Raw genomic sequence first — 16,537 nt, 5'->3', positions numbered from 1 at the left:
CGTTGCAAGCGAAAGAAGAGGGTATTTTCAATTAGCACCCTCTTTCTTTTTGACTTATGTTTTGCTGTCGAATCTGATTTTTTTATTAGTTTTTTCCTACATTTGCATATTGAATAATCAAACAGTGGAAACAAAATGACAGAAATTGAAAGACGACAGATCAATGCTTTAGTTAAATCTGAGGTGGTTCCTGCCATAGGTTGCACAGAGCCTATAGCTGTGGCATTATGTGTGGCAAAAGCTACAGAGGTTCTTGGTAAACGTCCGGAAAAGATAACAGTCCTTTTAAGTGCTAATATCTTGAAGAATGCAATGGGGGTGGGGATTCCTGGTACCGGTATGATTGGATTACCTATTGCTGTGGCATTGGGAGCCTTAATCGGTAAATCAGCATATCAATTGGAAGTTTTGAAGGATAGCACTTCTGATACCGTGGAAGAAGGAAAGCGTTTTATTGATGAGAAGCGAATCCATATATCATTAAAAGATGGCATTGAAGAGAAACTTTATATTGAAGTTTGTTGTGAGGCGGGAGAAGATAAATCTACAGCAGTCATTGCGGGTGGGCATACTACCTTTATATATATAGCGCTCAACAATGATATATTGTTGAGCAGGCAAGCAGAGGTCTCTACAGAAGCAGAGGAAAAAGCTCTTGATTTGTCTTTACGTAAAGTCTATGATTTTGCAATGACCACTCCGTTGGACGAGATTCGATTCATTCTCGAGACAGCCCGTTTGAATAAGGCTGCGGCCGAGCGTTCTTTTGAGGGTGATTACGGTCATGCTTTGGGGAAAATACTTCGTGGTACCTATGAACATAAAATTATGGGAGACAGTGTGTTCTCTCATATCTTGTCTTATACCTCTGGTGCATGCGATGCTCGTATGGCAGGTGCCATGATTCCGGTGATGAGTAATTCAGGCAGTGGTAACCAAGGTATTTCAGCTACTTTACCGGTACTTGTTTATGCAGAAGAGAACGGAAAGTCGGAGGAGGAAATTATCCGTGCTTTGATGTTGAGTCATTTGACGGTAATTTATATCAAGCAGAGTTTGGGACGGTTATCTGCCTTATGCGGTTGTGTGGTTGCTGCCACGGGTTCCAGTTGCGGTATAACTTGGCTGATGGGAGGCACATACGAGCAGGTGTCATATGCTGTACAGAACATGATTGCCAATCTTACCGGAATGATTTGTGATGGTGCCAAACCCAGTTGTGCATTGAAAGTAACTACCGGAGTTTCAACCGCAGTGCTTTCAGCCATCATGGCCATGGAAAACCGTTGTGTGACTTCCGTAGAAGGTATTATTGATGAGGATGTGGATCAGAGTATCCGTAATCTGACAAAAATCGGTTCTAAAGGAATGAATGAAACGGATAAATTGGTATTGGAGATAATGACAAGTAAATAATATAGAATTTGAAAATTAAAGAATTAAAAATTAAAGAATTACCATGCGGCATGCTTAATACTGTGTAGTCTGATTCTTTAATTTTTAATTCTTAATTCTTAATTCTTAATTCTTTAGTGGCAGCATCCGCCTCCACATTCATGGTCGCCGCATCCGTCGCCACAGTCACCACAACCGCAGCTGCCGCAACCGCCACCCATCATACGGGCAACTTCAGCAAGCTCTTCGTTCGTAGCCGAACGGCTTTCCACCACTTCTCCGGTAAAGTTCAAATCACAACCTGCGAGTGGATGATTCATGTCCATTACAACTACGTCTTCCTTTACTTCTACTACACTTCCATTGATGCGTTGACCTTCAGAAGTCATCAAGGGGATGACGGCGCCTTCCACTACACGGTCGCTGTCGAATTCTCCTTCTATCATGAAGATTTCTTTGGGGAGGTCAATAACATGGTCGTCGTCATATTCACCATAAGCTTCTGATGCCGGAATGGTAAAGTCGAATTTATCGCCTATCTGCAAGTCTTTTATCTGGGCTTCAAAGGGTTCGAGTGTCATTCCCAGACCTGAGATAAACTGAAAAGGATGCTCTACGGGTGCTTCTTCTTCGAAATCTTTTTCTCCGTTTTCGATTGAGTACAGCTTATATGCTACGGTGATGTACTTGTTTTCTACTGTTTCCATTAATTTTCTATCTTTATTTAATTAGTAAATACTGTTTTTTTGAGTATTTGAAGAGACAAAGATACGAATTATTTGTTTCGGGATGTAGAGAGCCTTTGGTAATTTTCAGATTATTAAATGGTTTCAATGATTGGCAATACATTTACATTGGCTGTCCGAATGGTTCTATTTAGAACTGTTAAGTGATAAAATAGGATTTTAGGACGATATTTTCTTACGATTATTCATATTTATCTTATTTTTTTATTCAATTTGTTTGGAGATTATAAAAAAGCCCTTACCTTTGCAGCACATTTGAAACAAAAAAGAAGAATTAAGTTATGAATTTACATACATCTATTAACCTGGCAGTCCTGCATATTATTCGCGTCGTGGTGGTGGCATCAAGAGCGTGAGAAAGGTTATGTATGTATTCGTATGTTAGAAGATAATTTATTAAGCCTTTCTCACTATAGTGGGAGAGGCTTTTTCATTAAAAGGAGATTTGAAAATGAAGCATCAGTTACGCAGCTCGTTCAGCACACAAGGTCGTCGCATGGCGGGAGCCCGTGCATTGTGGACGGCGAATGGTATGAAGAAAGAACAGATGGGTAAGCCCATTATAGCTATAGTCAATTCCTTTACACAATTCGTCCCCGGGCATGTACACCTGCACGAAATAGGCCAGTTTGTAAAGGAAGAGATTGAAAAGCGGGGATGTTTTGCTGCGGAGTTCAATACGATTGCCATTGACGACGGTATCGCTATGGGGCACGACGGAATGCTTTATTCCCTGCCTTCAAGGGATATCATTGCCGATAGTGTGGAGTATATGGTAAATGCCCATAAGGCAGATGCTATGGTTTGCATCAGTAACTGTGACAAGATTACTCCGGGGATGCTGATGGCGGCTATGAGGCTGAATATACCGACTGTGTTTGTTTCAGGCGGTCCGATGGAAGCCGGGGAATGGAACGGACAGCATTTGGATTTGATTGATGCCATGATTAAATCTGCTGATGAAAGTGTGGGCGATAAAGAGGTGGCACAGATTGAGCAACATGCCTGCCCCACTTGCGGATGCTGCTCAGGCATGTTTACCGCTAATTCCATGAATTGCTTGAATGAAGCGATTGGATTGGCACTGCCCGGTAACGGCACGATTGTAGCCACTCACGAAAATCGCAAGAAACTATTTGAGGATGCAGCCAGGTTGATTGTAGAGAATGCCTTTAGATATTATGAAGAAGGGGATGAGAGTGTACTCCCGCGCAGTATTGCTACCCGCGAGGCATTTTTGAATGCCATGACGCTGGATATTGCGATGGGCGGTTCCACTAATACGGTACTTCATTTGTTGGCTGTGGCTCACGAAGCTGGAGCGGATTTTAAGATGGACGACATTGACATGCTCTCCCGCAAGACCCCCTGCTTATGCAAGGTGGCTCCCAATACCCAAAAGTATCATGTACAAGACGTTAACCGTGCCGGTGGCATCATTGCCATCATGGATGAGCTTGCCAAGGGCGGATTGGTCGATACGAATGTCCGCCGTGTGGATGGAATGACGTTGGCAGAGGCAATCGACCGGTATAGTATTACCAGCCCTAATGTATGTAAAGAGGCAATCAAGAAATACTCCAGTGCGGCAGCCGGAAAGTTCAATCTGGTACTCGGCTCACAAAATGCGTCTTATAAGGAACTCGATACGGACCGTGCGACCGGTTGTATCCGTGATTTGGAACATGCATACAGCAAGGATGGCGGTCTGGCGGTTTTGAAAGGAAATATAGCTCAGGACGGTTGCGTTGTTAAGACTGCCGGTGTAGACGAGAGTATCTGGAAATTTACGGGGCCGGCGAAAGTTTTCGACTCACAAGATGCGGCTTGCGATGGTATTTTGGGTGGAAAGGTAGTCAGTGGAGACGTCGTCGTCATTACTCACGAAGGACCGAAAGGTGGACCGGGTATGCAGGAGATGCTTTATCCTACTTCTTATATCAAATCCCGCCATCTGGGTAAGGAGTGTGCATTGATTACTGACGGGCGTTTTAGTGGTGGTACTTCCGGACTGAGTATCGGACATGTTTCTCCCGAAGCGGCTGCCGGTGGTAATATCGGTAAGATTAAGGATGGGGATATTATCGAAATTGATATACCGAACCGTTCTATCAATGTGAAGTTGACGGATGAAGAGCTTGCAGCACGCCCTATGACTCCGGTAACCCGCAACCGTGAAGTCTCCAAAGCATTGAAAGCATATGCCAGTATGGTGAGTTCCGCTGACAAAGGGGCTGTGAGGTTGATTGATTAAAGGCCTCACCCCCGACCCCTCTCCGAAAGAGAGGGGAGGAGGGAATGATACAAATTTCCGAAGTTTTTAATAAAAAGATAAAGTATGGCTGATAATAATAAAAAGAGTAACTTTTCCTCCCTCTCCCAAGGAGAGGGTCGGGGTGAGGCTCTAATAACAGGCGCAGAAGCATTGATGCGCTCTCTGGAGCATCAGGGAGTAAAGACTATTTTCGGTTATCCGGGAGGGAGCATCATGCCGGTATTCGATGCCTTATACGACCACCGGAAGGAATTGAACCATATCCTGGTTCGCCATGAACAAGGAGCCACCCATGCGGCGCAAGGCTTTGCACGTGTGTCGGGCGAGGTTGGCGTTTGTCTGGTTACCAGTGGACCGGGTGCTACCAATACTATCACGGGCATTGCAGATGCCATGATTGACAGTACGCCTATCGTTGTCATTGCCGGCCAGGTAGGGACGAACTTCTTGGGTACGGATGCATTTCAGGAAGTGGACTTGGTAGGCATTACTCAGCCTATCACGAAATGGAGTTACCAGATTCGTCGTGCAGAAGATGTGGCCTGGGCAGTGGCACGTGCTTTCTATGTGGCAAAGAGCGGACGTCCGGGACCGGTCGTGCTGGATTTTGCTAAAAACGCCCAAGTGGAGAAAACAGAATATGCGCCTACTAAGGTGGACTATGTCCGTAGCTATCTTCCCGTTCCCGAAATGGAGCCGGAGGCCATACGGAAGGCTGCTGAATTAATAAATGGTGCGGAACGGCCTTTGGTGCTGGTAGGACAAGGCGTGGAGCTGGGAGAAGCCCAGCAAGAGCTTCGTGCTTTCATTGAGAAAGCCGGAATGCCTGCCGGATGCACTTTATTGGGACTTTCCGCATTACCTACGAACCATCCGTTGAACAAAGGAATGCTTGGTATGCACGGTAACCTGGGGCCCAATATCAATACCAATAAATGTGATGTCCTTATCGCCGTAGGCATGCGCTTTGATGACCGTGTGACGGGTAAATTGGAAACATATGCCAAGCAGGCGAAGATTATCCACTTTGATATTGACCCTGCCGAAATAGATAAGAATGTAAAGACCGATGTTGCTGTCCTGGGAGATTGCAAAGAGACACTGGCTGCCGTTACCCAATTGCTGGAACCCGCCAACCATCAGGAATGGATTGACAGTTTCCGGCAATACGAGGAAGTGGAAGAGGAAAAGGTAATCCGTCCGGAATTACATCCGGCAGGAAAAGCGCTAAGCATGGGTGAGGTGGTGCGTGCTGTGAGTGAGGCTACCCATAACGAGGCGATATTGGTGACTGATGTCGGCCAGAATCAGATGATGTCCGCCCGTTATTTCAAATACAGCAAGGAACGTAGCATTGTTACTTCCGGTGGCCTGGGTACTATGGGCTTCGGCCTTCCGGCAGCTATCGGTGCCACTTTTGGACGTCCGGACCGCACGGTATGCGTATTCATGGGAGACGGCGGCTTGCAGATGAACCTGCAGGAACTGGGTACCATCATGGAACAAAAGGCTCCGGTGAAGATGATTCTGTTGAACAATAACTTCTTGGGCAATGTTCGTCAATGGCAGGCGATGTTTTTCAATCGTCGTTATTCGTTTACTCCGATGATGAATCCGGATTATATGAAGATTGCTTCGGCATATGATATTCCTGCACGCAGGGTAATGACCCGCGAGGAGCTGGCAAAAGCGATTGACGAGATGATAGCGACTGACGGACCGTTCCTGCTCGAAGCTTGTGTGGAGGAAGAAGGAAATGTAATGCCGATGACACCTCCGGGCGGTTCGGTCAATCAGATGTTGTTGGAATGCTGAAGTCATGCGAAATTAAAGAATTTACTCTATCTATGGATAAAAAACTATATACAATCATTGTTCATTCGGAAAACTTTGCCGGTTTGCTGAATCAGGTGACGGCTGTGTTTACCCGCCGGCAGATAAACATCGAGAGTTTGAATGTATCGGCCTCCTCCATCAAGGGGGTACATAAATATACCATTACCGCTTGGACGGACAAGGATACCATTGAAAAGGTGACCAAGCAGATTACCAAGAAAATAGATGTGCTGCAAGCCCATTATTTCACGGATGATGAAATCTATCAGCACGAGATTGCCCTTTATAAAATAACGACCCCTACGCTGGAAGAAAAACCGGAGGTGTCTAAAGTAATCCGTAAGTACAATGCCCGTATTGTGGAGGTGAATGCTGTATTTGCCATTGTTGAGAAGAATGGCATGAGTGAGGAAATCACCAATCTTTATGAGGAGTTGCGCCAGTTGGATTGCGTACTTCAGTTCGTCCGTTCGGGTCGCGTAGCCATTACGACCAGCTGCTTTGAGCGTGTCAATGAATATCTGGCGGACCGTGAAGCAAAATATCGTCAAAGTACACACCAGGAATCATGATAAGCGAGAACAATAAAATAGGTACCTACAAGTTTGTTGCCGAACCGTTTCATGTCGACTTTACCGGACGGCTGACAATGGGAGTATTGGGCAACCATTTGTTGAATTGTGCGGGTTTCCATGCCAGCGACCGCGGTTTTGGCATCGCGACTCTAAACGAGGACAATTATACTTGGGTATTGTCCCGTCTGGCTGTCGAACTGGATGAAATGCCTTATCAGTACGAAGATTTCTCCATTCAGACTTGGGTGGAGAATGTCTATCGCCTTTTTACAGACCGTAATTTCGCTATCATCGATAAGGAGGGTAAGAAGATTGGGTATGCACGTTCCGTTTGGGCGATGATTAGCATGAATACCCGTAAGCCGGCAGATTTGCTGGCTCTTCATAGTGGCAGCATTGTAGATTATGTTTGCGATGAGCCTTGCCCGATAGAAAAACCTTCGCGGATAAAGGTGGCCTCAAAGGAACCGGTTGCTGCTTTGGTAGCCAAATACAGTGATATTGACATTAACGGGCATGTGAACAGCATCCGTTACATCGAGCATATCCTTGATTTGTTCCCGATAGAGATGTATAAGGAGAAGCGCATCCGTCGTTTTGAAATGGCATATGTAGCCGAAAGCTATTATGGGGATGAGTTGACTTTGTTCATGGATGATGCCGGTGAGGGCGTTTACGATGTGGAGGTGAAAAAGAATGGCAGCGAAGTGGTCTGTCGCTCTAAAGTGATATTTACAGAGAAATAAATAAATTTATCAACGTTGGCGTAAGCCACAAATAAAAATTAAAACAAAAAATGGCACAATTGAATTTTGGCGGTGTTATTGAGAATGTAATGACCCGCGAAGAATTTCCTTTGGAAAAAGCACGTGAGATTTTGAAAGATGAAACAATTGCAGTAATCGGTTATGGCGTACAAGGCCCGGGCCAGGCTTGCAACTTGCGTGATAACGGTTTCAATGTGATTGTAGGACAACGTCCGGGTAAGACATACGAAAAGGCGGTGGCTGACGGATGGGTACCGGGTGAGACTTTGTTCGGCATCGAAGAGGCTTGCCAGAAAGGTACTATCGTCATGTGTCTGTTGTCTGACGCAGCTGTAATGTCTGTATGGCCGACTATCAAACCTTATTTGACTCCCGGAAAGGCTCTTTACTTCTCTCATGGTTTTGCTATTACCTGGAACGACCGTACCGGCGTGGTTCCTCCTAAAGATATTGATGTTATTATGGTTGCTCCCAAAGGTTCCGGTACTTCACTTCGTACCATGTTCCTCGAAGGGCGTGGCTTGAACTCATCATATGCCGTCTATCAGGATGCTACGGGTAAGGCTTTTGACAAGACGATTGCACTGGGTATCGGTATTGGTTCGGGATATTTGTTCGAGACAACTTTCATCCGCGAAGCCACTTCCGACTTGACCGGTGAACGCGGTTCATTGATGGGTGCTATCCAGGGATTGCTGTTGGCTCAGTATGAAGTATTGCGCGAAAACGGCCATACTCCTTCTGAAGCATTCAATGAAACAGTGGAAGAGTTGACTCAATCTTTGATGCCATTGTTTGCCAAGAACGGTATGGACTGGATGTATGCCAACTGTTCTACTACGGCACAGCGTGGTGCGCTGGATTGGATGACCCCGTTTCATGATGCCATCAAGCCGGTTGTACAGAAATTGTATGCAAGTGTGAAGTCGGGCAACGAAGCTCAGATTTCTATCGACAGTAACTCCAAACCCGATTATCGTGAGAAGCTGAATGCAGAATTGAAAGCCTTGCGTGAAAGCGAAATGTGGCAGACAGCTGTTACAGTTCGTAAACTTCGTCCGGAAAACAATTAATCAGCTTTATATAAATAGGTGAAATACCCTCTTCGGTGTTACCGGAGGGGGTATTTCTTTATTATTGATTCCCTATATTTTGAATAAACTCCAGTAGCTTCCGGTAAAAACCGTGATGTTTCAGCGTATCTGCCTCTCCCATTATCACCAGCTTCATACGTGCCCGGGTGATGGCTACATTCATTCTCCTTAAATCATTCAGGAATCCTATCTGCCCTTCTTCGTTGGCACGGACAAGGCTGATGAAGATAACATCGCGCTCTTGCCCTTGGAAGCCATCCACCGTATTTACAGTGAACAAGCTGCGATAAGGCTTGAGTGAAGCGTCTGCCTTTATCTTGTTGCGGAGATATTGCACTTGTGCCTTGTAAGGGGAGATGATGCCGAAGTCTATTTTTTCTTCCAGAATGCGGTTGCCACTGATACGGTTGATGTAGATTTTCAGTTCTGATAGGAGCAGGTCCGCTTCCGCCTTATTAATGCGCCCGAAAGTCTCTCCCACAAATTCTTCTTTGAAATCCATTTCGGAGGTGTCAATCCAGTGGATGGGGGTATCCCAGTCCAGGATGCCCCGGTAACGCACTTCGGGAGCGGCTTCCAACTCGCCATTATAAAACCATTGGGAAGGAAATTTCATGATTTCCTCGTGCATGCGGTATTGCACTTTCAGCAAAGAGACAACGGCAGGTTTGTTGGACACCACTTTCTCCATCAATGTTCGTTCCAGACCTCCACGGGCGGCTTCGTAGCATTTTATGGTGGGTGGAAGTTGGCAGTGGTCACCCGCCAATACCACGCGGTCTGCTTTTCGGATAGCTATCCAGCAGGCAGCCTCTAAGGCCTGGGCTGCTTCATCAATGAAAAGGGTGCCGAAACGGCGTCCGTTCAGCAGCCGGTGATTGCTGCTTACCAGCGTGGAGGCTATGACATGTGCCCCATCAAAAAGCTCTGAATTGATTTGTATTTCCAATGCGGTGGCGCGGTCGCGCAGGCGGCTCATACGGCTGCGTACTCCTTCGCGTTCGTCATAGCTGCCACGGCGGGCACGGCTGCCCAGTTCACGGAGATTTTTCCGGATGCTCCACAGTTCCGGATAAAGCGGATGGTTCTCGAAACGACGCTCGTAGGTAAAGGAAAGCATCTTGTCGTTGACACGGGTCGGATTGCCGATACGCAGGACATTGACGCCACGGTCCACAAGTTTTTCCGAAATCCAGTCGACGGCGGTATTGCTTTGGGCACATACCAGTACCTGCGGTTCCCGATGCAGGGTTTCGTAGATGGCTTCCACTAAGGTGGTCGTTTTTCCGGTTCCCGGAGGACCATGTACAATGGCCACGTCGCGGGCACACAGCACTTTGTTTACAGCTGTCTCCTGCGTGGAGTTCAGCCAGGGAAACCGTACGGGGTAGAGCTCTCGGAAACCGGCTTTCGAGGTTCCCAGCAATATGTCCCGCAATTCGGCCAGGCGGTTGCCTTTGGAGCGTAACGTATCTTCCAAGGCTTCGAACATGGTCCGATAGGATGTTTCGTCGAAATAAAGTTGCACGCCGAGGTTGTCCGTTTCCTGCACTTCCATAACGGCACCGGCTCCGGGCATTATCGCTACCATCCGTGTCTCGTCGGCATAGCTTACGGTAGCGGTGAAGTTCATATAGGTTATTTTTCCATCGGCAGACTGGCGGAAAAAACATACGGGACGGCCGAACTCAAAATTATGTTCTATATCGGTATTTTCTGTGTGTGTAATTTCTATTACTAATTGATTCAGTGAATTATAGTAACTTCGTCCCGGAGTGGCAGGATACCAGCAAAGTCCCCGTTTCACTTTCCGGGCAATCCCCATGTTTTCGGTTTGGCGTTTGAATTCCTCTTTTTCGTATTCGTATTCCATGCGCAGCAAAAGTTGCTGCTGTTGGAGGTGAATAATAGGACTATTTGAATCTTGTTCCTTCATGGTTGCAAAGGTAATCATTCTTCGCTTCCGACGGAAAAAATGCTTTATTTTGTTAAACTATTCAGCCTTTTTATTTGTTTATGATATTAATTTGTAATCTTTACAATAATGAAAAACTAAAAAATAGTGGTTATGGTATATGATTTAACGATGCTCAAAACGTTTTATGCCGCTTATTCGGAGAAGATAGAACGCGTACGGAACGTACTGCGGCGTCCGATGACTTTAGCAGAGAAAATTTTGTATGCTCATTTGTATGATGGGGATAAAGTGAAGAACTACAGACGGGGAGAAGACTATGTGAATTTCCGTCCCGACCGTGTGGCCATGCAGGATGCAACGGCTCAAATGGCCTTATTGCAATTTATGAATGCAGGCCGTGAGCAGGTTGCCGTGCCTTCCACTGTGCACTGTGACCATTTGATTCAAGCATATAAAGGTGCAAAAGAAGATGTTGCGACTGCTACGAAGACCAACGAGGAGGTCTATAATTTTCTCCGTGATGTTTCTTCCCGCTATGGCATAGGTTTTTGGCAGCCGGGAGCAGGCATTATTCACCAGGTGGTATTGGAGAACTACGCATTTCCGGGTGGAATGATGGTAGGCACGGACTCTCATACGCCCAATGCCGGAGGTTTGGGCATGGTGGCCATTGGTGTGGGTGGTGCCGATGCGGTGGATGTGATGACTGGCATGGAATGGGAATTGAAAATGCCGCGTCTGATAGGCGTACACTTGAAGGGTAAATTGAGTGGCTGGGTAGCTCCCAAAGATGTTATTCTGAAGTTGGCGGGTATTCTTACTGTAAAAGGGGGAACCAATGCCATCATTGAATATTTTGGACCGGGAACCGCTTCATTGTCTGCCACTGGAAAGGCTACCATCTGCAATATGGGGGCAGAGGTGGGGGCGACTACCTCCCTTTTCCCTTACGATGAGCGCATGGGTACTTATTTGAAGGCTACCGGACGTGAAGAAGTGGCAAAAATGGCTGCTTCCGTAGCTGCCGACCTTCGCGCCGACGACGAAGTGCTGGCAAATCCGGAAAAATATTACGACCGCATCATTGAAATAGACCTCTCGCTGTTGGAACCGTATATCAACGGGCCCTTTACGCCGGATGCAGCAACACCGATATCGAAATTTGCCGAGGTAGTGATAACCAATAACTATCCCCGCCGGATGGAAGTCGGCCTGATAGGGTCGTGTACCAATTCGTCCTATCAGGATTTGAGCCGCGCAGCCTCCCTTGCCCGGCAGGTAAAGGAAAAGAATTTGAAGGTTGCTTCCTCGCTGATTGTCAACCCCGGTTCGGAGCAGATACGTGCCACTGCTGAACGCGACGGCATGATTGCCGCTTTCGAAGATATTGGCGCAACGATAATGGCGAATGCCTGCGGACCTTGTATTGGCCAGTGGAAGCGCCATACTGATGACCCTGAACGAAAAAATTCCATCGTCACCTCTTTTAACCGTAATTTTGCCAAACGTGCCGATGGAAATCCCAACACTTTTGCTTACGTCGCTTCCCCGGAGATAACGATGGCGCTGACCATTGCCGGTGACCTTTGTTTCGACCCGTTGAGGGATACGCTGGTCAATGCCAAAGGAGAGGTTGTGAAACTGTCCGAACCGGTCGGTGAAGAACTGCCGGCACACGGGTTTATAGGAGGAAAGGAAGGATACATTGCTCCAGGCAAAGGACAGACGGAAATTACGGTCAATCCTCATTCACAGCGCTTGCAACTGCTGACTCCCTTCCCTGCCTGGGATGGCATGGACTTGCTGAATATGCCCTTATTGATTAAAGTGCAAGGGAAATGTACCACCGACCACATCTCTATGGCGGGGCCATGGCTCCGTTTCCGGGGACATTTGGAGAATATTTCGGACAATATGCTGATGGGGGCTGTCAATGCTTTCAATGGAGAGACGAACAAGGTTTGGAACCGCTCCACCAATACCTATGGAACAGTGTCAGGCACTGCGAAGCTGTATAAGGCCGAAGGTATCCCTTCCATTGTCGTTGCCGAAGAGAATTATGGTGAAGGGTCCAGCCGTGAGCATGCTGCCATGGAACCACGCTTCTTGAATGTACGCGTCATTTTGGCGAAAAGCTTTGCCCGTATCCATGAGACGAATTTAAAGAAACAAGGCATGTTGGCACTGACCTTTACGGATAAGGCCGATTATGACAAGATTCGGGAACGCGACCTGATTTCTGTCATGGGGTTGAAAGATTTTGCTTCGGGACGTACGTTGAAGGTGGTTCTTCATCACGAGGACGGGAGTAAAGAAAGTTTTGAAGTACAACATACGTATAACGAACAGCAGATAGCCTGGTTCCGGGCCGGTTCTGCACTTAATGCAAGATAGAATATGGAAAAAATTACTGTACCTTTTATTTCCGGCGATGGAGTGGGAGCAGAAGTGACCCCATCCATGCAGGCTGTCGTGAATGCCGCTGTCAGGAAATCCTATGGTGACCGGCGTGGCATTGAATGGAAAGAAGTGCTGGCAGGAGAACGTGCTTTCCACGAAACCGGCTCCTGGCTGCCGGATGAAACGATGGAAGCCTTCCGCACTTATAAGGTGGGCATCAAAGGTCCTTTGACAACACCTGTCGGCGGAGGTATCCGTTCGTTGAACGTGGCATTGCGTCAGACGCTTGATTTGTATGTCTGCCAACGTCCGGTACGTTGGTATAAGGGTATTGTTTCTCCACTCAAAGAGCCGCAGAAGGTGGATATGTGCGTATTCCGTGAGAATACCGAGGATATTTATGCAGGCATCGAATGGGAAGCCGGAACTCCGGAGGCTGAAAAGTTCTATCGTTTTCTCCATGATGACATGGGGGTGACAAAAGTCCGTTTTCCCGAAACCTCCTCGTTTGGCGTGAAGCCCGTTTCAAGAGAAGGAACAGAGCGCTTGGTGCGTGCCGCCTGCCAATACGCGCTTGAGCATCATCTGCCTTCCGTGACCTTGGTACACAAAGGAAACATCATGAAATTTACGGAAGGCGGTTTCAAGAAGTGGGGGTACGAGCTGGCAGAATGTGAGTTTGGTAAAGAGCTGGCAGAAGGGCGTCTGGTCATCAAGGACTGCATTGCCGATGCATTCTTGCAGAACACGTTGCTTATCCCCGAAGAATATTCCGTGATTGCCACGTTGAATCTGAACGGCGATTATGTGTCCGACCAACTGGCTGCCATGGTAGGCGGCATCGGCATTGCACCGGGTGCGAATATCAACTATAAAACGGGGCATGCCATTTTTGAGGCTACTCACGGGACGGCTCCGAACATTGCCGGGAAAGACATTGTGAATCCCTGTTCCATCATCCTTTCCGCTGTGATGATGCTTGAATATCTGGGTTGGAAGGAAGCAGCCTCTCTTATAGAGAACGCCTTGGAGCAAAGTTTCACAGAAGCCCGTGCTACTGCCGACTTGGCCCGTTTTATGCCGGGTGGCGTCTCGCTGTCCACTTCGGCTTTCACCCGGGAGATTGTAAGGAGAATAGAAAATGGGAATAACGAATAAAACGAAACGATTATGAAGAAGGAGTATCTGATTTACAAGCTTTCCGAAGATTTGAAGGAAGCTACCCGGATTGAGAATGAACTGTTCAGGAAGTTTGATGTGAAGCGCGGTTTGCGTAATGAGGACGGCACGGGAGTCTTGGTGGGGTTGACCAAAATAGGCAATGTGGTTGGCTATGAACGCATCCCCGGTGGAGGGCTGAAGCCTATTCCCGGCAAATTGTTCTACCGCGGTTATGATGTGGATGACTTGGCACACGCCATCATCAAAGAGAAGCGTTTCGGTTTTGAGGAAATTGCCTACTTATTGCTTTCCGGTCGCCTGCCCGACAAGGAAGAACTCTCTTCTTTCCGTGAACTCATCAACGACAACATGCCGCTGGAGCAGAAGACCAAGATGAATATCATTGAACTCGAAGGAAACAACATTATGAACATCCTGGCGCGCAGCGTGCTCGAGATGTATCGTTTTGACCCTGATGCAGATGACACTTCCCGCGATAATCTGATGCGGCAGAGCATTGAGCTTATTTCGAAATTCCCGACCATCATTGCGTATGCCTATAACATGCTTCGCCATGCCACCCATGGCCGTTCATTGCATATCCGCCATCCGCAGGAAAACCTTTCCATTGCCGAGAATTTCCTCTATATGCTGAAGAAGGACTACACGGAGCTGGATGCCCGCACGCTCGACCTGCTGCTGGTTCTTCAGGCCGAGCACGGTGGTGGTAACAACTCCACTTTTACCGTACGTGTCACTTCTTCTACCGGGACGGATACTTACTCTTCGATAGCGGCAGGTATCGGTTCCTTGAAAGGGCCGCTTCATGGAGGTGCCAATATCCAGGTTGCCGATATGTTCCACCATCTGCAGGAAAACATTCAGGACTGGACGAACGTGGATGAGATTGATACTTACTTCACCCGCATGCTCAACAAGGAAGCCTATAACAAGACCGGCTTGATATATGGTATCGGACATGCCGTCTATACCATTTCCGACCCGCGCGCCATTCTGCTGAAGGAGCTTGCCCGCGACCTTGCCCGCGAAAAAGGGAAAGAACGCGAGTTCGCTTTCCTTGAACTGCTCGAGGAGCGCGCCATTGATGTGTTTGGCCGTGTGAAGAATAATGGCAAGACGGTTTCGAGTAATGTGGATTTCTATTCGGGCTTTGTCTACGAGATGATTGGGCTGCCGCAGGAAATCTTCACGCCTTTGTTCGCCATGGCACGTATTGTCGGTTGGTGTGCACATCGCAATGAAGAATTGAACTTTGAAGGCAAGCGTATTATCCGTCCTGCCTATAAGAATGTTTTGGATGAGGTGGCTTATGTGCCCATTAAGAAACGGTAAGGATTAGACTTGTATCTTTTAAATCGTTCCATCACGGGGGAAAAATCGTTCCACCATGGTGGAACGATTTTTTCTCCATGGTGGAATGAAATTTACTCTATGATGGAACGATTAGATTTTCGTATCTCTACTGCTTAATCTTCTCAGTAAAAAACACTGGTTTTTGCATGAAAAAACAATTATCCGGGGAAAACGATTTGTTTGTTGTGAGTTTTCTTTATCTTTGCTTCGCATAAATAAAGAACTATGAATCAGGAAACTTTTCAGATATTTCTGTGGGTAATGAGTGCTGTGGCATTGGTTGTCTTTATTGCACTCTATTTTGTCAAAGCGGGTTATGGCATGTTCCGTACTGCCTCGTGGGGAATCTCCATCAATAATAAACTGGCGTGGGTGCTTATGGAAGCGCCGGTATTCATCGTCATGTTTGGGTTGTGGGGGAAGAGTGGAGCGGGATTTACCGTGCCGGTATATTTCTTCTTCCTGCTGTTTCAGTTGCACTATCTTCAGCGGGCCTTTATTTTTCCGTTCCTGCTGAAAGGTAAAAGCCGGATGCCGGTAGCTATTATGGCGATGGGTATCGTCTTCAACCTTTTGAACGGGATGATGCAGGCGGGCGGTTTGTTCTATTTCGCTCCCGAAGGCTTGTATGCCGATGGCTGGGCCTATTTGCTGAAACCTCATGCCTTGTTGGGAATCATTCTGTTTTTTGCGGGTATGTTCGTCAATTTGCATTCCGACTACGTGATACGCCATTTGCGCAAGCCGGGTGATACGAAGCACTACCTTCCCGGAAAAGGACTTTACCGATATGTCACTTCTGCCAATTATTTCGGTGAGCTGGTGGAATGGACGGGGTTTGCCATACTCACAGCTTCCCCTGCCGCTTGGGTGTTCGTCTGGTGGACGTTTGCCAACCTTGTTCCCCGTGCCGATGCCATTCACCGCCGTTATCGGGAGGAGTTTGGCGATGAGGCGGTAGGAAAGCGCAAACGCATCATTCCATTTCTTTATTAA

Annotated in this window: 12 protein-coding genes; 10 read left to right on the top strand and 2 right to left on the bottom strand. The window is 47.3% G+C overall.

Annotated elements, in window-relative coordinates; genetic code table 11:
• Window positions 1-135 precede the first annotated feature (135 nt).
• Complete coding sequence (locus DW800_RS07210) at window positions 136-1,416, top strand: serine dehydratase subunit alpha family protein (protein WP_117749856.1); 1,281 nt, start codon at window positions 136-138, stop codon at window positions 1,414-1,416.
• Window positions 1,417-1,529: 113 nt separating this feature from the next.
• Here the strand turns inward: DW800_RS07210 and DW800_RS07205 are convergent, their stop codons facing one another.
• Window positions 1,530-2,102: a peptidylprolyl isomerase gene (locus DW800_RS07205; protein ID WP_119957935.1), complete on the bottom strand. Its 573-nt coding sequence runs from the start codon at window positions 2,100-2,102 to the stop codon at window positions 1,530-1,532.
• Window positions 2,103-2,592: 490 nt separating this feature from the next.
• Here DW800_RS07205 and ilvD point away from each other — a divergent pair, with 490 nt between their 5' ends.
• The 5 genes from ilvD (at window position 2,593) to ilvC (ending at window position 8,667) form a co-directional block, all read left to right on the top strand.
• The gene (gene ilvD, locus DW800_RS07200; RefSeq protein WP_057281611.1) at window positions 2,593-4,395 is read left to right on the top strand and encodes a dihydroxy-acid dehydratase; all 1,803 of its coding nucleotides are present in this window, start codon (window positions 2,593-2,595) and stop codon (window positions 4,393-4,395) included.
• An 84-nt stretch (window positions 4,396-4,479) separates the two neighbouring features.
• Window positions 4,480-6,231: a biosynthetic-type acetolactate synthase large subunit gene (gene ilvB / locus DW800_RS07195; RefSeq protein ID WP_009037958.1), complete on the top strand. Its 1,752-nt coding sequence runs from the start codon at window positions 4,480-4,482 to the stop codon at window positions 6,229-6,231.
• A gap of 32 nt (window positions 6,232-6,263) precedes the next feature.
• Entirely contained in the window at window positions 6,264-6,824 is a 561-nt protein-coding gene (ilvN, locus tag DW800_RS07190) for an acetolactate synthase small subunit (RefSeq protein ID WP_044467844.1), read from the top strand.
• A complete protein-coding gene (locus tag DW800_RS07185; RefSeq protein ID WP_034523242.1) occupies window positions 6,824-7,573 on the top strand; it encodes an acyl-[acyl-carrier-protein] thioesterase in 750 nt (249 codons plus the stop codon). The genes ilvN and DW800_RS07185 overlap by 1 nt, the downstream gene beginning before the upstream one ends.
• A gap of 50 nt (window positions 7,574-7,623) precedes the next feature.
• Window positions 7,624-8,667, top strand: coding sequence for a ketol-acid reductoisomerase (gene ilvC / locus DW800_RS07180; protein ID WP_005833131.1), 1,044 nt, complete (start codon window positions 7,624-7,626; stop codon window positions 8,665-8,667).
• A 61-nt stretch (window positions 8,668-8,728) separates the two neighbouring features.
• Here ilvC and DW800_RS07175 read toward each other — a convergent pair whose 3' ends face one another.
• Complete coding sequence (locus tag DW800_RS07175) at window positions 8,729-10,624, bottom strand: AAA domain-containing protein (protein ID WP_034529520.1); 1,896 nt, start codon at window positions 10,622-10,624, stop codon at window positions 8,729-8,731.
• Window positions 10,625-10,756: 132 nt separating this feature from the next.
• Between DW800_RS07175 and DW800_RS07170 the strand changes: the two genes are divergently transcribed.
• The 4 genes from DW800_RS07170 (at window position 10,757) to DW800_RS07155 (ending at window position 16,537) form a co-directional block, all read left to right on the top strand.
• Window positions 10,757-13,000, top strand: coding sequence for an aconitate hydratase (locus DW800_RS07170; protein WP_119957934.1), 2,244 nt, complete (start codon window positions 10,757-10,759; stop codon window positions 12,998-13,000).
• Between the two features lie 3 nt (window positions 13,001-13,003).
• A complete protein-coding gene (gene icd / locus DW800_RS07165) occupies window positions 13,004-14,164 on the top strand; it encodes an NADP-dependent isocitrate dehydrogenase (protein WP_117680586.1) in 1,161 nt (386 codons plus the stop codon).
• A 12-nt stretch (window positions 14,165-14,176) separates the two neighbouring features.
• The gene (locus DW800_RS07160) at window positions 14,177-15,520 is read left to right on the top strand and encodes a citrate/2-methylcitrate synthase (RefSeq protein WP_009037962.1); all 1,344 of its coding nucleotides are present in this window, start codon (window positions 14,177-14,179) and stop codon (window positions 15,518-15,520) included.
• Between the two features lie 246 nt (window positions 15,521-15,766).
• A complete protein-coding gene (locus DW800_RS07155) occupies window positions 15,767-16,537 on the top strand; it encodes a DUF1295 domain-containing protein (RefSeq protein WP_119957933.1) in 771 nt (256 codons plus the stop codon).

The sequence above is a fragment of the Bacteroides sp. AM32-11AC genome, from assembly GCF_003603515.1.
Lineage (GTDB): Bacteria > Bacteroidota > Bacteroidia > Bacteroidales > Bacteroidaceae > Bacteroides > Bacteroides uniformis.
This window is presented reverse-complemented; position numbering and strand designations above follow the sequence as displayed.